General features: G+C 68.0%; 21 protein-coding genes and 3 pseudogenes (1 of these 24 only partly in view). 17 read left to right on the top strand and 7 right to left on the bottom strand.

The features are described from left to right. The coding region (locus E6G06_00005; protein ID TML93947.1) for a DUF222 domain-containing protein at window positions 1-777 on the bottom strand (777 nt) is incomplete at its 3' end. 798 nt (window positions 778-1,575) lie between these two features. Here E6G06_00005 and E6G06_00010 point away from each other — a divergent pair. The 4 genes from E6G06_00010 to E6G06_00025 all read left to right on the top strand — a co-directional run bounded on the left by E6G06_00010 (window position 1,576) and on the right by E6G06_00025 (window position 5,846). Then, a complete protein-coding gene (locus E6G06_00010; GenBank protein TML93997.1) occupies window positions 1,576-2,430 on the top strand; it encodes a hypothetical protein in 855 nt (284 codons plus the stop codon). Window positions 2,431-2,721: 291 nt separating this feature from the next. After that, window positions 2,722-3,903 (top strand): hypothetical protein, encoded by a 1,182-nt coding sequence (locus E6G06_00015; GenBank protein ID TML93948.1) that lies wholly within the window; start codon window positions 2,722-2,724, stop codon window positions 3,901-3,903. Window positions 3,904-3,932: 29 nt separating this feature from the next. Next, entirely contained in the window at window positions 3,933-5,249 is a 1,317-nt protein-coding gene (locus E6G06_00020; GenBank protein TML93949.1) for a phospholipase, read from the top strand. A 51-nt stretch (window positions 5,250-5,300) separates the two neighbouring features. Continuing rightward, on the top strand, window positions 5,301-5,846 hold the full coding sequence (locus E6G06_00025; protein TML93950.1) for an adenylate/guanylate cyclase domain-containing protein: 546 nt from the start codon (window positions 5,301-5,303) through the stop codon (window positions 5,844-5,846). Here E6G06_00025 and E6G06_00030 read toward each other — a convergent pair. Together E6G06_00030 and E6G06_00035 are read right to left on the bottom strand one after the other, a co-directional pair. Next, a complete protein-coding gene (locus E6G06_00030) occupies window positions 5,571-6,749 on the bottom strand; it encodes a hypothetical protein (GenBank protein TML93951.1) in 1,179 nt (392 codons plus the stop codon). The genes E6G06_00025 and E6G06_00030 overlap by 276 nt on opposite strands. 183 nt (window positions 6,750-6,932) lie before the next feature. Beyond that, a complete protein-coding gene (locus E6G06_00035) occupies window positions 6,933-7,592 on the bottom strand; it encodes a Crp/Fnr family transcriptional regulator (protein ID TML93952.1) in 660 nt (219 codons plus the stop codon). A gap of 448 nt (window positions 7,593-8,040) precedes the next feature. Between E6G06_00035 and E6G06_00040 the strand changes: the two genes are divergently transcribed. Next, window positions 8,041-9,429, top strand: a complete 1,389-nt coding sequence (locus E6G06_00040) for a hypothetical protein (protein TML93953.1) — start codon at window positions 8,041-8,043, stop codon at window positions 9,427-9,429. Between the two features lie 36 nt (window positions 9,430-9,465). On the opposite strand, the gene E6G06_00045 is transcribed toward E6G06_00040, so the two are convergent. Beyond that, window positions 9,466-10,131 carry a VOC family protein gene (locus E6G06_00045; GenBank protein ID TML93954.1) on the bottom strand — a complete coding sequence of 222 codons (666 nt, stop codon included), beginning with the start codon at window positions 10,129-10,131 and terminating at the stop codon, window positions 9,466-9,468. Window positions 10,132-10,215: 84 nt separating this feature from the next. Between E6G06_00045 and E6G06_00050 the strand changes: the two genes are divergently transcribed. From E6G06_00050 to E6G06_00060, 3 genes are all read left to right on the top strand, one after another. Next, window positions 10,216-10,596, top strand: a complete 381-nt coding sequence (locus tag E6G06_00050; protein TML93955.1) for a hypothetical protein — start codon at window positions 10,216-10,218, stop codon at window positions 10,594-10,596. After that, window positions 10,593-10,799 (top strand): hypothetical protein, encoded by a 207-nt coding sequence (locus E6G06_00055; GenBank protein ID TML93956.1) that lies wholly within the window; start codon window positions 10,593-10,595, stop codon window positions 10,797-10,799. Before E6G06_00050 ends, E6G06_00055 begins: the two co-directional genes overlap by 4 nt. Window positions 10,800-10,885: 86 nt before the next feature. Further along, window positions 10,886-11,080 carry a DUF1918 domain-containing protein gene (locus tag E6G06_00060; GenBank protein ID TML93957.1) on the top strand — a complete coding sequence of 65 codons (195 nt, stop codon included), beginning with the start codon at window positions 10,886-10,888 and terminating at the stop codon, window positions 11,078-11,080. 135 nt (window positions 11,081-11,215) lie between these two features. Here E6G06_00060 and E6G06_00065 read toward each other — a convergent pair whose 3' ends face one another. After that, window positions 11,216-11,512, bottom strand: a complete 297-nt coding sequence (locus E6G06_00065; GenBank protein ID TML93958.1) for a DUF4115 domain-containing protein — start codon at window positions 11,510-11,512, stop codon at window positions 11,216-11,218. A 782-nt stretch (window positions 11,513-12,294) separates the two neighbouring features. Here E6G06_00065 and E6G06_00070 point away from each other — a divergent pair. The 5 genes and pseudogenes from E6G06_00070 (at window position 12,295) to E6G06_00090 (ending at window position 15,120) form a co-directional block, all read left to right on the top strand. Continuing rightward, entirely contained in the window at window positions 12,295-12,627 is a 333-nt protein-coding gene (locus E6G06_00070) for a metalloregulator ArsR/SmtB family transcription factor (GenBank protein TML93959.1), read from the top strand. Continuing rightward, window positions 12,624-13,438, top strand: a pseudogene (locus tag E6G06_00075) (bleomycin resistance protein). Before E6G06_00070 ends, E6G06_00075 begins: the two are co-directional and overlap by 4 nt. Before the next feature lie 81 nt (window positions 13,439-13,519). Continuing rightward, the gene (locus E6G06_00080) at window positions 13,520-14,437 is read left to right on the top strand and encodes a hypothetical protein (GenBank protein ID TML93960.1); all 918 of its coding nucleotides are present in this window, start codon (window positions 13,520-13,522) and stop codon (window positions 14,435-14,437) included. 107 nt (window positions 14,438-14,544) lie between these two features. Further along, window positions 14,545-14,667 carry a 50S ribosomal protein L36 gene (locus tag E6G06_00085; protein TML93961.1) on the top strand — a complete coding sequence of 41 codons (123 nt, stop codon included), beginning with the start codon at window positions 14,545-14,547 and terminating at the stop codon, window positions 14,665-14,667. Continuing rightward, window positions 14,664-15,120, top strand: a pseudogene (locus E6G06_00090) (nitroreductase family deazaflavin-dependent oxidoreductase). The gene E6G06_00085 and the pseudogene E6G06_00090 overlap by 4 nt, the downstream one beginning before the upstream one ends. Window positions 15,121-15,154: 34 nt before the next feature. Here the strand turns inward: E6G06_00090 and E6G06_00095 are convergent. Beyond that, the gene (locus tag E6G06_00095) at window positions 15,155-15,691 is read right to left on the bottom strand and encodes a TauD/TfdA family dioxygenase (GenBank protein TML93962.1); all 537 of its coding nucleotides are present in this window, start codon (window positions 15,689-15,691) and stop codon (window positions 15,155-15,157) included. A 223-nt stretch (window positions 15,692-15,914) separates the two neighbouring features. On the opposite strand from E6G06_00095, the gene E6G06_00100 reads away from it, so the two are divergent. Further along, window positions 15,915-16,691 carry an alpha/beta fold hydrolase gene (locus tag E6G06_00100; GenBank protein ID TML93963.1) on the top strand — a complete coding sequence of 259 codons (777 nt, stop codon included), beginning with the start codon at window positions 15,915-15,917 and terminating at the stop codon, window positions 16,689-16,691. A 34-nt stretch (window positions 16,692-16,725) separates the two neighbouring features. Here E6G06_00100 and E6G06_00105 read toward each other — a convergent pair whose 3' ends face one another. Beyond that, complete coding sequence (locus E6G06_00105; GenBank protein ID TML93964.1) at window positions 16,726-17,127, bottom strand: beta-lactamase family protein; 402 nt, start codon at window positions 17,125-17,127, stop codon at window positions 16,726-16,728. Between the two features lie 175 nt (window positions 17,128-17,302). On the opposite strand from E6G06_00105, the gene E6G06_00110 reads away from it, so the two are divergent. From E6G06_00110 to E6G06_00120, 3 genes and pseudogenes are all read left to right on the top strand, one after another. Next, window positions 17,303-18,541 carry a hypothetical protein gene (locus E6G06_00110; protein ID TML93965.1) on the top strand — a complete coding sequence of 413 codons (1,239 nt, stop codon included), beginning with the start codon at window positions 17,303-17,305 and terminating at the stop codon, window positions 18,539-18,541. A 97-nt stretch (window positions 18,542-18,638) separates the two neighbouring features. Continuing rightward, window positions 18,639-19,604 carry an NADPH:quinone oxidoreductase family protein gene (locus E6G06_00115; GenBank protein ID TML93966.1) on the top strand — a complete coding sequence of 322 codons (966 nt, stop codon included), beginning with the start codon at window positions 18,639-18,641 and terminating at the stop codon, window positions 19,602-19,604. Window positions 19,605-19,705: 101 nt separating this feature from the next. After that, a pseudogene (locus tag E6G06_00120) lies at window positions 19,706-20,598 on the top strand (NAD(P)/FAD-dependent oxidoreductase) (it continues 880 nt past the right edge of the window).

Below are 20,598 nucleotides of genomic sequence, written 5' to 3' on the forward strand. Positions count from 1 at the left end.
CGGGGCAGCCGGGATTGAACGCCGCGCCCGCGAGCTCATACAGGTCTGATCGTGATGTCCGGCCCGGGCCAGCGCCGGCAGGGCATCGGCCCGGTAGGCGTCGAAGCCCTCCCGTCGGCCCTCCTCGCGCGCGACCCGGAACGCCTCGGCCTCGAAGGGCTCGAGCGCCACCAGCAGCTCGGCCAGCACCTCGGGGGTGAAGCGCCCTTCGAGGCGCCCGGCACCATCGGGATCGCTCCAATGTCGGAGCGACCGCGAGGCATGGATGGCGCGGTGACGCGCCATCTCGTCGGGCGCGGCCGCCGCCCTCACCTGCCGGCACTTGTCGCGCAGGCCCGTGATCCCATCGCGACGCGCGACCCGCACCAGCTCCGCCTGGGCGCCTGGGTCGGCGCCGGCAGCCGACGCGATCTCGTTCGCCTGCGCCGCGGACAGCTCACCGGCGCGCACCGCGCGGTCCACCGCGGGCAGCTCGGGCAGACGGGCCGCAGTCTCGAGCGTCGCCATCGCTGCGCCCACCGAGGACCCCGCCCGTCGCGCCAGCCAGTGGGCGGCGGATCGCTCACCCGCACCTCGCCAGTGGTCGGACTCGGCGACCCGCCGGGCGGCCAGCGCCTTGCCCGCGGCCACGAGCTTCTCGAGGGTGACGAACGTGTCGACGAGTGCGACAGCCGCGTCGGCCGTCAGCGTCTCCGGCTCGAGGGCAGAAACGAACTCGCGTAGCTTCCATGTCCTGTGGACGCATTGACGGACTCCACGCCCAAACCGACTGCTCACGGGGAAGCGAACGTGTGTTCGATGCTAGCAGACCCCAACGACAAGACACGACAAGCCGGCGCAACCAAATCCTTCGAGAGGTCTCGGGTGCTTTCTCCACACATGCCCGAACACCGAGCAGTCGATTGCGGTCCATGCCCGCATGCTGCCTGGATCCGGCTCCGCTCGGTAATGGGTACCGGCGGGTACTCATCTGCACGGGCGGCGCGCGTTGCGCCGGCGCTGGGTGTGGTGTCACGCCCCTGACCCACGATGACGAGGCGTGTCCGACGGATGTCCGTCATGTCGCTCTCCCCGCGCTTCGGCATAGCTGCGACTTCACGTTCGGCGATGACGTCGTGCAGGCCGTGGCCGCAGGGTCCGTCGCCTGTGCGTCACGCATGACGGCGAACACCTCGACGCAGGCCTCTTCAGGTTCGACCCGACTGCGTCGATCGACATGCTGTGAGACAGCGCGTTGTTGCGGCGGTGTGCGCCCTTGCAGTCGTTGCCGGCTGTAGTACGGGAGGACGGACTCCGAGCCCGCGCGCGCCACGACCGGCCGCGGCGCGGGACTCCGTGTCAACAGGTAGCTCGTGTCGCGGGTCGTCAACCGGCGCCCTCCTCGAACCGCGGGACCGCGGCGTCTACTTCGGGGTCAACCTCGACTGGGACCACGACAGCCCGACCAGTCTCGCCGATCGGCTCGGCGGGAGCCCAGCGCTCTACGTCGCGTTCGCACCGTTCCCGCTGGAAGGAAGCGCGGCCGGTTTCATCGATGCCACTGTCGGCGGACTGATCGGGCAGCATGCGGCGCTGATGCTCACCCTCGAACCCAACGGCGGGCTCAGCACGGTCACCGACACGGCTGTCGCCGAGCTCGCCAGGCGCCTGGCGGGTTACAACCGAGAGGGCGTCCCGATCTTCCTGCGGTTCGCCCACGAGATGAACGGCTCCTGGTATCCGTGGAGCCAGCAAGCGTCGGCCTACGTCGCCACCTTCCGCAAGGTCGCGGCTGCAGTCCACGGCTCCGCTCCTGCCACCGCGATGGTGTGGGCGCCCAACTACGGCGGTGGGTATCCGTTCACCGGCGGCCACGACGCGGCCGTGCCGGGCACACCCGACTTCAAGGCGCTGGACACAAACCACGATGGCGTGATCACCATGGCCGACGACCCATATGGCCCCTACTACCCCGGCGACGATGCGGTCGACTGGGTCGGCATGTCGCTGTACCACTGGGGGAGCAGCTACCCGTGGGGCGCAAACACGCTCCCGGAGCCCGGCAAGTTCGCCCTCATGTTGACCGGCGAGTACCGCGGCACCATCGGCGAGGAGACTGCCGTGCCGGACTTCTACAGCACCTACGCGAACTTCCACCACAAACCGTTGGCCATCACCGAGACCGCCGCGTTCTACTCTCCGGGCGTGCCCGGCGACGAGGTCGCCATCAAAGAGGCGTGGTCGAAGCAGGTGTTCGACCCGTCGATCACGACCCGCTTCCCTCGACTCGAGATGATCAACTGGTTCGAGTGGGACAAGTACGAAACCGAGGTCAAGGCGGAGGTCAAGTGGACCGTCATCCGGCGCCCTGATCTCGTCTCAGCTTTTCGCGCCTCGCTTCCGAGCCAGCTGCGATGGGCTGGCAGCGTGCCCAACTGCGCCGCCCGCTGATGGGGCGAGCCATGCAAGCAGCGGTGTCCACATGACGTTTCGAGTGCAGGACGCCCTCTTAGGCCGTTCTTAGGGTTCTCCCACGATGCGTTCATGCGCGACTGCGATGGTGTGACCCGGGGCACGGCCCGCGAGTTCGCGCGCCACTAGGATCCCGTTGTCGAGCCACTTCACTCTTGAGCGGAGGTCACGTTGATCACCCTGGACGACCTCACCCTGGAGGGCGAGCCTCCGACTCCCCCGACGTCCCGGCCGGCACCGCCCCGGGTCTCTGTCTCCGGGAGCTCCGCGATGCGGCAGTACCTCCGTTGGGGCCTGGCGATGCTGTCGCTCGGTGCGGCCGGCATCCACTTCGCCGTGATGAGCGACCACTTCAACCTGACCTGGTACCACGGCAGCTTCTTCGCCGCCACCGCGTGGCTCCAGCTGGCGTGGGCGGTGGCCATCGTCGTGAGGCCGTCCCGCCGGCTTCTGCTCGCGGGCATCATCGGCAACCTCGTCGTCGCCGAGATCTGGCTCGTCTCGCGCACGATCGGCATCCCGTTCGGCCCCGACTCCGGCATCGCCGAGCCGGTCGCGTTCGCCGACGTGCTCTGCACCATCCTCGAGATCGGCATCGTCCTGGGCTCGCTGGCGTTGTTGCGGCCCCGATTCCTCGACCGCCCGGTGCGCTCCGCGACCGCCCTGCCCGGCGTGGCCGGCGTGGGCGTGCTCGTGGCCGCGCTCGCCACTCTGTCGCTCACCCCCGCCTTCGCCTCCGGTCACAGTCACGGCGCGGCGGGTCACTCCCATGGCGCGACGGACGGCGCGGCGGCCGCGGCCGGTCACACCCACACCCACGGGACCGGCGCCGCCGGTGCGCAGCCGCCGGCCGCGGTGGCTCCTCACCCGTTCGACCCCGCGCTGCCCATCGACCTCAGCGGCGTGCCCGGCGTGTCGCCCGAGCAGCAGGCGCGGGCAGAGAACCTGCTGGCTGCGACCGTCATGCGTCTTCCGCAATGGTCGGACCCCGCTTACGACACCGCTCACGGCTTCTTCTCGATCGGTGACGGTGTCACCGGTGTCGAGCACTACATCAACCTGGACTTCATGGCGGATAACACCATCCTCGATCCCGACAAGCCTGAGTCGCTGGTGTTCGACACGAGGGTGTCACCCAAGAGGCTCGTCGCCGCCATGTACATGGCGACTCCAGGGACCACCTTGTCCTCCGTTCCCGACATCGGCGGGCCGCTCACCCAGTGGCACATCCACAACAACCTGTGCTTCACCGCTCAAGGTCGGGTGGCCGGACTGACGAAAGCCGACGGCAGCTGTGCCGGCAATCTCCAGAAGGGCCCGCTGACACCGATGATCCACGTGTGGATCGACAAGGCCCACCCGTGCGGACAGTTCGCCGCGCTGGAAGGCATCGGCGGCGGCCAGATTCTCCCCGGTGAAACGGTGGCCTGCGACCACGTGCACAGCGGCTGACCCGGGGCGCGGCTACAGCCTCTCGACCGGTGTCCCCCGCTGTTCGTATGGGTGAGATCGGGCGTCGGGAGTTCCTGGGCATGCTCGGCGCCATGGGGACGTTGGCGGCGTGCTCGTCGTCGAAGACGCCGAGGGCCCACCCTCGCCGACCGTCGACGCACCAACCGAAAGGTGCGCTTCCGCGGCCGGCGGATGCGCCCTTCGACACCGTCGTGGTGTTGATGATGGAGAACCGCAGCTTCGATCATCTGCTCGGATGGCTGCCTGACGCGGATGGCAAGCAGGACGGACTGCGGTACCCCGATCGCGACGGCACGCCACGAGCGACCCACGCGCTGGGGCCCGACTTCCAGGGATGTGCGTTCCACGATCCGAGGCACGATTGGCGGTCGGTGGCCGCACAGCTCAACGGCGGCAAGTGCGATGGGTGGTTGCGTACCCAGGCCATCGGCGACACCTACCCGATCGGCTATTACACCGCTGCCGACCTCCCCGTGACGGCGGCGCTCGCCCGCGGCCACACCGTCTGCGACCGCTACCACTGTTCCGTGCTCGGCCCCACCGGGCCCAATCGCATGTACATGTGGAGTGCGACGACGGACTACCTCGAGTTTGACGGCATCATCAGCGCCGAGGGGCCACGCCCGAGCAACGTCCAGCTGGCGATCTTCGACCGCCTTCGTGACGCAGGTATCTCGGGTGCCTACTACGCGGGGAAGGAACCGCAGAGCTACTCATTCGCGTCCAAGAAGTACGACGCCATCACGCGCACACACGCCGACTTCTTCGACGCGGCGCGGGCGGGAACCCTTCCGCACGTCGCGTTCGTCGACCCCGACCTCGACTCGGTTGCGGAGTTTCTCGGCACTGCGACCGACGACCATCCCTACGGTGACATCCGCCTCGGCGAGGCATGGATCCGAGACGTCTACGAAGCCCTCGCGCAGAGTCCTCAGTGGAACCGGCTCGTGTTCGTGCTGAACTTCGACGAGCATGGCGGCTTCTTCGACCACGTCGTCCCGCCCACCACGCTCGACAACACCGTCTTGCCCGGACCCGGGCCCGACTTCAAGCGACTCGGTTTTCGTGTGCCGTGCGTCATCGGGGGACCCTTCGCCCCCGCGCGCGTCGAGCACGCCGGTCCGTTGGAACACTGCTCGATCCTGCGCATGATCGAGTGGCGTTGGGGCCTCCCCCCGATGACGGCGCGCGATCGCAACGCGATGAACCTCGCCGAGGCCCTCGACTTCTCCGCACGGGCCCGCCCCGTCACTCTCCCCGCGTTGGCCGACGTCCCCCAACAGGTTTGCCCTGCCTCGACCAACGTGGGCCACGCTCAACCGTAGGGCGCCGACCGCCGCAACGCTGTCGCCCTTCCCCACCTACGATTGATCTCGATGAGCGAGGCCGGCGCTACCCGAGCGGGCACCGCCACCGTCTTGTTCACGGATCTCGTGGCCTCGACGCAGGTTCGGCAAGCTCTCGGCGACGAGCGCGCGGACGACTTGCGTCGGGCCCACGACCGCATCTTGCGCGAAGCCATCACGTCTCACGGCGGAACCGAGGTGAAAGGCACCGGCGACGGCTTGATGGTGACCTTTGCGGCCGCCGCCGAAGCCGTGTGTGTTCCCGCAGCCGGGCAGCATCAGCCTCGGCCACACCGGCAACTACCGCTGAAGCCATGTCGCCCACGTGACGTTCCAGTCGGCCGTCCCGGCGTCGGACAGCACGGGTGGCACGGGGGAGTGGACGACGTTGACGACGTCACCGCGTTGGGTGAACGAGAAGAACCACTGGGCGTCCGATGTGCTGATGTTGACGCAGCCGTGAGAGACGTTGCGGTTGCCCTGTTCACCGACCGACCAGGGTGCGGCGTGCACGAACGCCCCGCCGTTGGAGATGCGCACGTCCCAGTACACCTTTTCGTAGTAACCGTCGGGTGAGTTGCGAGGGATACCGACGGTCTGGGAGTCCATCGTCACGACCTGTGACTTCTCGAGCGCGATGTGGACACCGTTCTTGGTCGGGTAGGCGTCTCGTCCGGCACTCATGGGGATGACCCGCTGCACGCGGCCGTTGCTCGTCACCGTGAACGTGTGGGTCTGGACGTCGGCGATGCTGACGTGGGCGTCGCCGACCACGAAATGAGACGAACGATGCCCGGCGCCCCAGACCCCGTCTCCGAGATCGAGGCGATCGAAGTTCGCATCCACGTTGACGTCGGTGTGAGCCTGCCAGTAGGTGGGTGGGCGCCAATGCAGCTCGCGGGGGCTCATCCAATGCCACGCCCCCGACACCGGCGGGTTCGTGAGAACTGTCAATCGCGATTCGACCGCGGCGCGCTTGGGCGCGGCGACATCACCGTCAAGCGTGACGACGACCGGCATGCCGATCCCGACGGTGGCGCCGTCGCCGGGCGAGATGGTGGCCCCGAGATGGCGAACGGCATCCGTGGTCTGGACGCTCACACTCTGATGCGAGACGTGATGACGCTGGCCGACCGCCTCGACGTCGATGGCGTAGCGAGTCAGGGGCACCAAGGTGCTCGTGGTCTGCCAGACGCCGTCCGGTCCGACCGTCCCGGTGATCGAGGTGCCGGTCTCGTCTTGGACCGACACGGCACCCACCGTCGCGTGCAGGACGCGCAGACGGAGGGGTTGATCCCACGGAACCTGCCCGGCCAGCGCGCCGTCCACCACGAGCTGGGGAGCGGGCGTCGGCGGAGTCGAGTTTCGCCGCGCAGGTGGTATGCCATCGCCGGCTCCCGCCAGCGAGCGCGCACCGATCCCGGCTCCCGTTGCCGCGATGACGACGACGATGAGCGCCGCCAGGCGCAACTTCGTCATCGGGCGACAGTCCGTTCGTGTCCGTTCATGTCCGTATCGTCTGTCTCTGGGCGAACTCTCCCCTCGGGAAGGCTACCGCCGTCCCGACGTTGGACCATTACGGCGCCAAGTCGTCCGCGCCGCGCAACTCGGGCTGATTTCAGCCTTTCCTTGGTCCGGCGCCGCAGCGAGATCCCCCATCCACTACCGGGCGCGGCGTTCGATGAGGGCGAGGTCGCGCAGCTCGATCCGACCTCGTCCGAGGGACAGCGCCCCCGCTTCCTCGGCGGTGCGCAGCACCTTGTTGACCGTGGGCCGTGTCGTACCTGCCAGCCCCGCCAGATCCTCCTGAGTGAGCGGGATCGTGACGGCGTGGCCCAGTGGGCCGTAGAGGCGGGCGACGCTCACGAGTTGTCGCAAGACGCGTTTGTCCGCCGGGACGAACAGCGCTTCGAGCAGTCGTGCCGACAGCACCGGGAGTTGTGTCGCGAGGATCTGGACGAGCACCTGGTCGACCTGTGGCTGGCGCTTCCGCAGCTCGGTGAAGGCATCGCGGTGCAGCGCCACCGTCTCGACCGCCTCGAGACAAGTCACGGTGGCTGCTCTGCGGTCGGCGCCGGACAGAAGCGCGAGTTCTCCGAAGATCGCACCCGGGCCGAGGACCGACAACGTGGCCGAATCGCCCAACGGTGTCGTGACTCGCACGGTGACGCGTCCCTTGGCCAGAAGGTGCAGGGTGTCACCGGGGTCACCCTCATGGAACACGATGTCGCCGCGCTTGAACCGTCGCCGTCCTGCGACAGCGAGCACCTCGCGCACGACCTCAGGTTGAAGCCCCTCGAACACCGCCCAGTCCACCGCCATGGTCTTGCCCGTCCCTCGAACCTGAGCTGAGTGCGCGACCCTCGAGCCTTCCACGGCGACAGGGGCGGGGCAATCGACCCCGCCGGACGAGAGGGCTCGCCCGGCGGGGCACCATGCTGGAATCAGGGAATGCGCCATCCGGCGGTCTCGACGATGAGAAACGCGACGGGCGCGGCAAGCGCGAGGGACTGCACGGCCTTACGAGCGAGAGTGCGCATGTTGTGTCACCTCCTTCTGGATGATTGGTGAATCGATCTACCGCCATCGTGGTCGCGCATCACGCGGGCGTCTGTCGCGACGCCGGCGGTGCATCTGTAACGGTGGCGACAGAGGACCGCGCTGACGGCAGAGCGATGACTCAGCTCGCGGTGCGGCAAGGGGAGGGGGCCACGCCGGGACGAGCACGGCTAAGGTGGCTCCACAGGAGTCTCCCCGGGGGGAGGTGTCCATGAGTCGCTGTCGAATCCACCGTTCGCTGGCCCTGCTGTGCGTTGGGCTCGCGCTCTTCCTCAGCGGTTGCCGGGTCGACTGGGCGACGTGGGGCTACGGGGTTGAACGACAGGGCTTCAACCCGGCCGAGGACACGATCGGCACCGCCAACGTCGCACAACTCCGACACCTCTGGTCGGTCGACCTCGGCGCCGATATCAACGCCGCGCCGATCGTGGCCAGCCGCCTCAACGTCGGGGGCACGCCCACCGACATCGTGTACGTCGGCACGGAGAACGGCGTGTTCTTCGCGCTCAAGACCAACGGTCAGATCCTGTGGTACCGCGGTCTGGGCGTGATCCAGATGGATTGTCCCACGACGAACAACAAGTACGGCGTGAGCGCGTCGGCGGTGTTCGACCGCGCCACGAACCGGGTCTACGTCATGGGTGGCGACGGCTTCATGTACGCGCTCAATCCCGTCACCGGAGCCACGATCGCGGGGTGGCCGGTGAAGATCACGGACGACCCCCTCCACGAGGTCGCGTTCTCGGCACCGACGCTCTTCGGTGGCAGGCTCTACGTCGAGCTCGCCAGCCACTGCGACCGAAGGCCGTACCACGGGCGCATCACCTCGATCGACACGACCACCCGCGTCAAGACCAAGTTCTACGTCACTGGCAGCCAGACTGGCCCCGACGGAGGCGGCATCTGGGGCTGGGGCGGCGCATCGATCGACCCTGTCGACGGCGACGTGTACGTGGCGACGGGCAACGCGTTCGCCGATCCCGAGAACTCGTTCTACGCCGACCATGTGGTTCGCCTCTCGAGCCAGCTCCAAGTGAAGGCCACGCACGCCCCCGGCACCTTGATTGCGGACGACGACTTCGGCTCGACGCCCGTGCTCTTCCAAAAGCCCGGCTGTCCGCCGCAGTTCGTCACCGAGCAGAAGAACGGCTACCTGTACCTGTACGACCGCGACGCGATCGCGACCGGGTTCCGCCAGCGGATCGCGATCCGATCTGACGGCCTGTTCATCGGGGTCCCCGCGTACTCCCCTGTCACCCAGCTCGTCTACGTCCCCAACCAGGGGCAGACGACGGGCAGCCCGTACACCTTCGGGATGCTCGCGTTCCGATTGGGCGCGGGCTGCAACTTGCAGCTCCAATGGCAGACCACGGCAGGCACCAACGGCGGCATCTCGTCGACGCCCACGATCGCGAACGGAGTCGTCTACTACGCCGATGGCAACCGTGGGAGGATCCACGCGTTCGACGCGACGACGGGGACGCTGCTGTGGTCGAGCGGCGCGGAGGTCGGCGGCCAGATCTTCGCGGCACCGATCGTGGTGAACGGCCGGCTGTTCGCCGGTTCGTACGACAACCACCTGCACGCTTGGGGCCTCTGATCGTGCGCCGCCCCGCCCTCGAGAACGGCCGCAGGTCTAGTCGACGCTCCGACCGATCCGGATGTTGTTGCCGAACGGATCAGTCAGCGTGAACTCTCGCATTCCCCACGGCTGATCAGCGATCGGTGTAACCGGCAACCCCGTCGCGGACATGCGCGAGTGCCAGTTCTCGGCGTCGCTCACGATCAGATAGCAGCCCGCGCCATTTCGCTTCGGGTCGATCGCCATCACATCGAGGTCGAACACGCTCTGCCCGTCGAAGTCCACGAACGCGAAGCCGCCAGGGCTGCCGTTCTCGTCCTTGTAGATCCGTACGCCGAAGCCTGCGCGTTCGTAGAACGCGACAGCTTCCGCCAGGTCGATCACGGGCAGCGTCGGTGTCGAGTCCACGCCGCCCTGGCCGGCCAGCCACCCGACACAATCCCGGCAAAGGCGCACGTCATCACGCGAGGGCAGGGTCGCCAGCCGCTCCCGATCGTGACCACAACACGAGCACTCCACCACGTTGGAGGCTACCCCCGGTGCGGAGTACGAGGTTCGCGGTGATCGAACGCATTCGACGTTCAGCGCGCGCTTGACCCGGCGACGACACGGGACTCGAATAGCAGCACTGACTTTGGGAGGCGCGGTGCACGAACCCTGACGACGGTGAGCTGATCGTCCAGTGCCGAGGGCTCGGTCGCCTCCGAGCCCTCGCTTCATGTCTGGACTCCGTCGGGTGCGCCGAGCGGCATCGCATCAGGTCGGCGCCTTTCGGAGCCAATTGTCCGTCGCGAGACTGGCGACATGGATGGCGAGCACCTGGGCCTCGGACGGCGTGCCGCTCGTGGCGTCGGCGTCCTTTCCTACGCCTGGTTGGCGACGGGGTTCCGACCGTTCAGCTCGGGCGCACTCCTCGCCACCCTTTGCGCCGGGCTGGTCGTCGTCGGCGTGGGGACGCGGCGGCGTCTGCCTCCCCCGACGCCACGCCGCGGCGTGGGAGCGAGCGTCTGGGGCGTACTGGCGGGAACACTTGCGGTGTGGGAGCTCGCCTCGTTCCTTCAACACCCGCGTGCCCATCACCCGACCCTGAGCTCCATGGCCAACCGCGCTCTGGCGGATCATCCCGGCCGGGCCCTGGGCTTCGTCGTTTGGCTCGGTGTCGGCGTGGTCCTGTCACGGCGATGACGTCATCTGTCACCGTCGCGGGCTACTGCCTCATCGGTGCCGCCATCGTGGGCTACGAGGTGGTGAGCCGGGCGTGGTGGCGAACGCCTACGCTCGGCGAGGCGGTCGCCTTGGTCACGAGGTCGCGTGTGGGCCGTTGGGTCGTGCTCGGGGGTTGGCTGTGGCTCGGCTGGCACCTGTTCGTGCGCGGCGACTGGCGCTGATCGGCGCCATAGCCGCGCAACATGAAGTCCGGGCCGGCCGAAGGAACGCGGTCGGCCCGTGCGAGCCGCCGTCGTAGTATCAGGCCATGGACGCACGCGTGGGCGACCGGGTCGTCGTCGAGGGGGCCAAGGTCGGGCAAGGTCGCCGCTCCGGCCAGATCATCGAAGTCATCGGCGGCGGACAGAACCAGCACTACCGGGTCCACTGGGACGACGGTCACGAGAGCACGTTCTTCCCCGGTTCAGATGCGCATCTCGAGCGGGTCGGCAACTCGCGATAAGGGAAGAACCACCGAAGTCGGGGGAGTCGACCACCCGCGATGGTTCGCGTCTTCGCGGCTGGAGAAGGACCGGACATGGGGATCCGCCGCAGCAGGCGGGGTCCATGGGCGTTCGCCTGTCCCCGTCGGTCACGGTCACCCTAACGTGAAGCTGACGTTGAACGGCGTCGAGCTCGCAGTCGGCAGCTCGACCCTGGCACCGTTCAGTTCGACTGCTGCCGCGCCGGCGTTGCCGAGCCGGATCCACAACGGCGCGCCGCTCTCGAAGCGGCGCGTGTCGCCGTGCTGGAGCGTGCCCTCGTAGAGCACCGGCCCGCGCTCGCCTTGACGGACTCTCAACCAGCAGGAGCCGGTGGCGGAGACGGTGACGGCGTACTGCCCCCGGACCGTGTACGCCGCGCCGTGGGCGTCGGCGATGCGGGGGCTGGCCATGACGGGCTGCGTACCCGGGACGGGCTGCGTACCCGGGACGGGCACGGTCGTTGCGCTCGCAGCGTGTGACCCCAGGACGGGACGCGAGGTCGGGGCAGGCCGCCGTAGGATCTCGGGCGGGCCCGCGGCCGACTTGGGGGTCGTACCCCGATCGAGTGCCGCGAGCACGATGACTGCGACGATCCCGGTCCCGACTGCGGCTACCAGCGCCGCTCGTCGCCGCGCCGGCGATCGTCGGGCGGGAGTAGCGGACCCGGTTGTCGACGCGGCTGCCAGTGGAGTGATCGAGTGCGCCACGCTCGCGCCCTGAGGCTCGGGGCGGCCGGCCCAGAAGGTCGAGGGGCGAAAGGCATTGTCCGGGTTGGCGTCGACGACCCGTACGTGGCCGGTCCCGCCCTCCCCGACGTCCGGCGCGCGGAGCGTTCGGTCGGCCATTCCGCGCAGGACGGTCACGGCCCGCTCGTGACGAGCGAGAGAGCGAGCGTCGCCCCGCGACCGCCAACCCCAGACGGCCAGGAGCATCAGGCCCACCGCGCCAAGGACGATCAGGAGGGCCATGACGAGTCAACCCGGCCCCATCGATGCGACTGCGAAACCCGTTCCGCCGCTCATGCCCCGTGCCCGGGTCCTCCCTTCGCCGCGTCCTTTTCGCGCGCTGCTCATTCTGGATCATCTTCGAGACGTGTTGGCGCAGAATCCCGAGGTTTCGGATCGTCGCTCATCCGGAGTCGTCGGCGCTTGACAGTAGTTGCTCAAATTGGGCAACTATTCTCCGCATGGCAATGGATCGCGACCTTGCGTTGACGGCGTTGCTCCAGGCACTGGCGGATCCGACCCGTCTCGGTGTCGTGCAAGTACTGAGTACCGGGCCCCGGCGCGCCGGGGAGCTCGCCGAAGTGGCCGGTCTGTCCGCGCCGGCGATGAGCAAGCACTTGCGCATCCTCCTGCAGGCCGGAATCGTCGACGACGAACGTCGACCCGAAGACGCCCGGGTTCGGATCTTCCGGCTCCGACCGGAGTCGGTGGTCGCGCTGCGAGCGTGGCTCGATCAGCTCCAAGCGCACTGGGACGACCAGCTGCGCTCGTTCAAGCGACACGTGGAGAGGAAGCGATGACAGCAGCCCAGACGGTCTCCTCCGAAGTCGAGGTGGGTGTGGACCCATCCACCGCGTTCAAGGCGTTCACCGAGGAGATGGACTTGTGGTGGGTGCGCGGACCCATCAACTTCTGGGCCGACGGCGGACGTGTCGTCGAGGTCCGGTGCGAGTCGGGCGTGGGCGGCCGGATCATGGAGATCCTGGACGACCCGGCAGCGCAGGACGTCCTCGAGCGGGCCCGCATCACGTGCTGGGAGCCGGGGACGAGACCGAGGTGAGCTTCGTGCCCACGGAAGGTGGAACGCGAGTGGTGGTCGAGCACCGCATCCCTGCGGGAGGTCAGGACAAGGGAGGAACCGCTTGGAGCCGCGTCGTTCCGGGCTGGTTCGGAGCCTGGTGCGCCACGCGGGACCGAGCGCGCCACGAGCAAATCGACATCGCTCGGCTGTCGCTCGGCGTCTACTACGCCCGGCCGGCTGCCGCCGCTCGATGGCTCGCCAAAGTCTTCGGGTTCGAGTCGATGAACGATCTCCCCGACGGGCCCGACCCGCTCCCCGAGGGTGAGCACGGCCACCCGTGGATCGAGTTCAGGCTCGGGAACGCAGTGCTCAACGTGTTCAGGCTGGACGGGGAACGGAGTGGCGACGTGCGAACGCATGTGCCGTGGGTGTACGTCGATGACCTCGAGGCGCACTTCGCGAACGCCAAACGCAACGGCGCGACCATCGTGGAGGACATTCATCCCTACCCCGGCTCGTCCGTCTATCTCGCGGAGGACCTGGAAGGGAACCGCTGGACCTTTTCGCAGGCGCGTCCGACGATGCGATGAGAGCGTGATCTCGGCGGTAGAGGTGTCGCGGGGGTCGTGGACCCGTATCCCCGGTACAGGTGTTGGTGCTAGGAATCGCGAGTGCGCTTCGACACCGAGATCACCTTGACGGGACCGTGGCGCCTCCCGGCGCAGATGCTGGCCGAACAGGAGTACGACGGCCATGCAAGCGTGCACGACGACGCCACTGCCGAGTCGCTCGGCCTCGCCGGCGCGCCGATCGAAGGCCCGACGCATTTCAGCCAGATCGATCCGCTCGCGGTCGCTGCGTGGGGACCGGCGTGGTTCGAGCGCGGCTGCGTCAGCGCGCACTTCCGCACGATGGTCGTCGAAGGCGAGGAGGTGCAGGCCTCCCTCGTGCTGTCCGGTGACAGTGGCCGCATCGACGCCGTGAAGCGCGACGGCAGTGCCGTCCTCACCGGCACGGCGTCCATCGGCCCCGAGCACCAAGAGACCGAGCTGCAGCGACGCATGGACAGCCTGGGCGATCCCGGCGAGTTGTACATCATCGACCGGCTCTCAATCGGCGAGACCCGACAGGGAACGCACCCATTGCGCATCACCCGGGCCGAGCGCAACGGTGCGGGATATCCGTTCTCGCTCGAAGACAAGCTGGCCCGGATCACCGAGCCCCACCCCTGGTACACGGCTGAGGGCGCGACCTCGTCTCCCTGGGGGCGAGCCGTCGTGCCCATGGAGATGATCAGCGTGCTCGCCCACAAGGCGGGCCCGTCCTGGCCGGTGCGCACCCCCTCGCTCGGGCTGTTCCTCGACCTCGAGGTCCGCATCGTCGACGGGCCGGTGTTCGTCGATCAGGAGTACGACGTCGACCACGAGATCGTGGGCCTCGGTCAGAGCCGTCGCACGGAGTCGTACTGGACACGCAGCACGCTCACCGACGCCTCGACGGGTCGCGCCACGGCCGTGGTGCTCCTGCACTCCGGCGTGTTCAAGGACTCCTACCCCGAGTACCCGACCGCGGCATCGGCTCCGGGCTGATTGGTCCGAGCGGTGCTGGTGGAGAGGCGCAGCGTCCCTGCCGGCGGGAGAACGGAATAGCACGCCGACGGCAGCCGTTCTACGCGTGACTTGGAAGGGATGGGCCGATGAAAGTCAGGAACTCACTGAAGTCGCTGAAGCGTCAGGCTGGATCGACTGTGGTCCGCCGCCGCGGGCGCACGTTCATCATCAACAAGCGCAATCCTCGGTGGAAGGCGCGCCAGGGATGACGTTGCAGGGCGAGTACGTCCCCAGCCGGGCCCAATGGGTGCGGGAGCAGGTAGAGGCCTACGAGCGTTCGGGTGGCGAGCAGGCGAACACCCTGCGGGACACGGGCCTTGCCGTGATCATCGTGACCATGCGGGGCAACAAGAGCGGGAAGGTCCGAAAGATCGCCCTGATGCGGGTTGCCCACAACGGTGAGTACGCACTCGTGGCCTCGAAGGGCGGAGCTCCAAAGCACCCTGTTTGGTATTACAACCTCGAGGCCAACCCCGGATGAGGTCACCATCCAGGACGGCGCCGAGCCGTTCGAGGCTCGAGTCCGTCAGCTCAACGGGGACGAGCGCGCCGCGTGGTGGCGCCGGGCCGTCGCCGCCTATCCGCCGTACGCCGACTATCAGGAAAAGACGGACCGGGAGATCCCGGTCTTCTTGGCCACTCGCAAGGACTCACTGGCCTAACGGCGGTGAAATCGGCGTCATCCCAGCCTCTCCGCTAGCCCGACGCGCCAACGGGTCTCGGACCCTCGATCATGTAGCGCCAGAAGCGGCGCGCCTCGCCGACCGGGAAGTCACCGCTCGCTTTGTGTTGGACCGAGGCGTTGTCCCAGATCAGGACGTCATGCTCGCGCCACCCGTGGGCGTAGCGAGGTGCCCGCTGCTCGGCGTGGTCCTGTAGCGACTGCAACAGCGCGCGACCCTCGGCTTCGGGCATTCCCTCGATGTGGGTCGCACGGTCAAGGTCGAAGAAGAGCGCGGGCGCTCCGGTGACCGGGTGCGCGCGCACGATCGGGTGCGCGACATCCTCGAGCTCCTCCAGGGGACCGGCGGCCGACGCCCGCGGGGGGAAGGCTCGTCCGTGAGGACGAATCCCGAGTTGATGACCTGTCGGTCGTCGGCGTAGCGCAGCGCCCGGCCGTCGCGCGCCCGGCCCACCGGCTCCTTGACATCGCCGATCATCGAGGCGAGCGCTCGCGCCTCCTCGTCGTCGAGGGGCGCAGGCAACCGCACACACACGTCGCCCCGCGTGCAGAGCAGCCGGCGCAGGGCGTCGCGCCTCGACTCGTCGTGGGCGTCAAGGGCTGGGTTCAGACCCTCCACCTCGGCAGCGCCGAAGGGACCGGGAAGGACGCGAACCGAAAGCGGTGAGCTGCGGGTCACGGTGCCACGATATTCGGCACCTGTTGTGAATCTCAGCTGAGCCGCCGAGCGCCAGTAATAGGTCCCGGCACCGGCCAAAGGCGAAAGGAATCGGAATGACCAAGGACGCCGGCTACGCCCGGGTCAATGGGCTGGCGATGTACTACGAGATCCACGGGGCGGGCGAACCGCTGGTCGTGTTGCCCGGCGCGTTCATGACTGTCGAACTGATGGGCGATCTCGTCCCGGCTCTGGCCAAGAGCCGCCGGGTCATCGCCGTCGAGTTCCAGGGCCACGGGCACACCGCCGATGTCGATCGTCCGTTCTCCTACGAACAGTTCGCCGACGACACCGCCGCGCTCTTGGAACACGTGGGAGTCGTTCGAACTGACGTCTACGGCTACAGCCTCGGCGGTGGCGTCGCACTCCAACTCGGGCTGCGTCACCCCGACCGCGTTCGCAAGCTGGTGATCGCATCAGCGTCCTATAGCAGCGATGGCTTGTACCCGGAGGTCCTCGGAGGCATCGAGAACATCACGCCCGAGCTGTTCGACGGCACGCCATGGCGCGCCGCGTACGAGCGGACTGCGCCCGATCCGTCGGGGTTCCCAGCGCTGGTCGAGAAGCTCAAGCAGCTCGACTTGACTCCGTTCGACTGGCCGATCGACGAGCTCGCCGCAGCAGCGCTCATCCTCATCGGCGATTCCGACGGCACTCGGCTGGAACATGCAGTGGAGATGTTCCGGCGCCTCGGCGGAGGCGTCTTCGGTGACCTGGTCTCCGAGCTGCCGGCCTCGCAGATGGCGATCCTGCCCGGCACGACACACGTTGGAATGCTGGAACGCGCCGATTGGATCTCGTCGATGGTCGCGACGTTTCTCGACCGCGTGTGACGCGGCTCCCGCCATAGAGTCAGAGCGGCAGTTGTCAGCCCCGCCGCCGAGACGACGAGCCGAGGGTTTCGGAGATTGCGTCGTCTGCCAACTTCGTGATTTCCCACCGGCTGTTCGTGTTGCTCATGACCGCGGCGCCACGACCGGTTGTCGGATCGAGACGCAGGACGTTCCAGAACCCCATCCCGCCGCCGAAGTGCTGGACACCCGGGCCTGATTCGCGCCTCGGACGGAACCACCCGAGCCCGACGTCGTACGGCTTGCCCTTGGTCGCGATGTCGGCCATCGCGCGCACGGAGTCCGACGCCAGCAGGCGTCGCCCTGCGAACATTCCATCGTTGCAATGCAGCGCGACGAGCCGCGCCGCATCGAGGACCGGCCCTACGAGACCGCCGTAGGCGGCGCCGTCGAGCTCGAACGGCTCGAGCGCGACCATCCCGGCGGAGCGCTGCCAACGATGCCCTTCGGAAGGAAGCGCTGCACCAACCACGCCACCGGACGAGACGCGCGCTGATATCCGGTCACTTGCGGGACTTCTGCCAGGGCCGGGTCGGTCCACCGGTAGGCAGTGCGCGACATTCCCAGCGGCTCCAAGAGCTCCGCGCGCAAGAATGCTGTCGCCGGGAGTCGACTACCGAAAGGCCCGAACTATGACCGAGACAAGGGCTCGCATCGAGACACTCGAGGACGCGCTGGCCGCGGTCGCCAAGGTCGGGCCCGTGGCCCGTGAGCACGCGCAGAAGTGCGAGGACGGCCGGCGTCTTGCGCCAGAGGTCATTGATGCCATCGCCGACGCCGGGCTGTGGCGGGCATTCGGCCCGAAGGCCGTTGGCGACGCCGGACTCGGCGGGATCATGGAACAATTTGAGATCCTCCGCGCACTCGCCTACGAGGACATGAGCGCGGCGTGGGGGCTGTTCATCTGCGGCACCTCCAACGGCTTCGTCGGAGCCCGATTGTCCGACGCAGGCCGTGCTGAGGTGTTCGCGGCGGGCGGCGTGCCGATCGCCGGTGTCTTCAACCCCGGGGGCTCGGGTGCACCGGCCGCCGACGGCGGCCTCGTGGTGTCCGGTCGTTGGCCGTTTGCCAGCGGGGTCACCTACGCGCGATGGGTGCTGGCCAACGTCATTGTGCTGGACGACGCGGGCGCGCCGAAGCCGGGGATCGGCGGGCTGCCCGACATCCAGATGGTTGTGGTCCGGCCCGACGACGTGACGCTCATCGACGACTGGCATGTCGCGGGTCTTCGAGGAACGGGCTCGATGACGTTCACGATGGAGGGCGTGACCGTGCCTGAGTCGAGGTGCTTCCCGTTCTTCGGCCGGCCCTCACTCGATGATCCGAAGTACCGGCTTCCGATCATCAGCAGCGTTGGTCCCGGTTTCGGCAGCCTCGCAGTTGGGCTCGCGCAGCGAGCGCTCGATGAGGTGCTGGCGGTGCTACCTACCCGAGTGGGGCCACCCAGCTTCGAACCGGCGTCGGCCGATCCACTCAACCAGTTCGCGGTCGGTCGGGCCCAGGCTGCGATCCGCGCCGCGCTGACGTCGAGCCTCGCCATCTTCGGCCGCTACGACGACCGCGCCGCGCGGGGTGAGGACCTCAGCGGCATCTCGCTCGCCGAGCGCGCCGAACTCCACCAGCACACGGTCTGGGTCGCCGAGACGTCGCAGGCGGTCGTCAACGATCTGTTCCGCCTCGGCGGTGCGTCGTCGATTTACGAACCGGGGATCCTCCAGCGCGTTTGGCGCGACATCAACATTCTCAACCAGCACCTTTATCTCCGCGGTTCCAACCACCGGACGGCCGGCGAGGTGTTGCTCGGCTTCGAGGTCCCCAACCCGCTCTTCTAGGCCGCGCGTGCCAACCTCGGAGGTCTGGTGCCGTCGAGGAACAAATCACACGTATCGAGCGGCGTGGGCTCCACCGACGAGCAGTAGGGTCAAGCTCGTGCGCGCCATCCACATCAGCCGCCTCGACGGCCCCGGCGCGGTCGAGGTGGTCGAGGTGCCCGAGCCCGCCGGCGACGGCCAGGTCGTCATCGACGTGCATGCGGCCGGAGTCACGTTTCCTGAGGTGTTGCAAAGTCGGGGCGAGTATCAGATGAAGCCGCCGCTGCCGTTCGTGCCCGGGTCCGAGGTCGCCGGCATCGTCCGCTCTGCTCCCGAGGGCTCGAGCGTTCAGGCCGGCCAGCACGTGGCTGCGTTCCCCGGAATCGGCGGATTCGCCGAGGTGGTGGCGGCCGACCCCGCGATGGTGTTCGCACTGCCTGACGGGATGTCCTTCGAAGCGGCGGCCGCGCTTCCCATGAACTACCTGACGGTCCACTTCGCCCTCACCCGGCGCGGGCGTTTGCGCGAGCGCGAGACGGTACTCGTACATGGCGCGGCCGGGGGAGTGGGAACGGCGGCCTGCCAACTGGCCGCGGCGCTCGGCGCGCACGTCATCGCGGTTGTGTCCTCCGACGCGAAGGTCGAGGTGGCGCGCGCCGCAGGTGCCCACGAGGCGATACTCGCCGATGGGTTTCGCGACACAGTGAAGGAGCGCACCGCGGGGCGTGGGGTTGACATGGTCGTCGACCCGGTGGGCGGCGACCGGTTCACCGACTCGCTGCGCTCTCTGGCCCGCGAGGGTCGTCTGTTGGTGATCGGCTTCACTGGTGGGGAGATTCCGACGGTCAAGGTGAACCGATTGCTGCTGAACAACATCGCGGTAGTCGGTGTGGGATGGGGGGCGTTCTTCTTGGCGGAGCCCTCTTATCTGCAGGAGCAGTGGGCCGATCTGTTTCCGTTGCTCGAGTCGGGCACCCTCGATCCGGTGCTGGGAAATCGCTACCGACTCGAGGACGCCGCGCAGGCGTTGCTCGAGCTGGACCAACGTCGTGCCCAGGGCAAGGTGCTGCTCACGATTCGTTGACGAGTGTCCGGGTCGAGCTCGGCGTGGTCGGGCAGTCGGACCTCCCGCCAACGACCCGTAGCCTTGACCGGGCGGTCAAGAATTGTCTTGACTCGTCGTCAATGACCACGATGGACAAAGACGCGCTGAAGCAGCGTTACGCGGAGGAGCGGGCCAAGCGCCTGCGGCCGGACGGAAACGCGCAGTATCTGCAGCTGAAGGACCAGCTGGCCCACTATCTCGACGATCCGTACACGCCGCGGGCCGAGCGGGCCCCCAAGACCGACCACGTGACGGTGGCGCTCATCGGCGGCGGCTTCGCCGGGCTGGTCACCGGCGCCCGACTCAAGGACGCCGGCGTCGACGACATCCGCATCATCGAGAAGGGCGGCGACTTCGGGGGCACGTGGTACTGGAACCGGTACCCGGGCGCACAGTGCGACACAGCGAGCTTCGTGTACATGCCGCTCCTCGAAGAGACCGGCCACATGCCGACCGAGAAGTACACACGCGCGCCCGAGATCCTCGAGCACAGCCAGCGCATCGGGAAGCAGTTCGGCCTCTACGACAACGCGCTGTTCCACACTGAGGTGAACGACCTCGAGTGGGACGCCAAGCGGTCGCGCTGGATCATCCGCACGAACCGCGACGACGAGTTCACCGCCCAGTTCGTGACCATGGGTCTCGGGCCGCTGCACGTGCCGAAGCTCCCGGGCATCCCCGGTATCGAGAAGTTCCGCGGTCATTCGTTCCACACCAGCCGTTGGGACTACGGGTATACGGGCGGCGATGCCTCCGGGGCACCGATGGAGCACTTGGCCGACAAGCGCGTTGCGATCATCGGTACCGGCGCCACCTCTGTGCAGTGCGTGCCGCAGCTCGCCAAGGCGTGCCGGGAGCTCTACGTCTTCCAGCGCACTCCGTCATCGGTCGACGTGCGGGACAACCGGCCCACCGACCCACAGTGGTTCGCCGAGATCGCCACGCCGGGATGGCAGCAGCGCTGGCTGGAGAA

This window comes from Actinomycetota bacterium, from assembly GCA_005888325.1.
In the GTDB taxonomy this organism is placed as follows: domain Bacteria; phylum Actinomycetota; class Acidimicrobiia; order Acidimicrobiales; family AC-14; genus AC-14.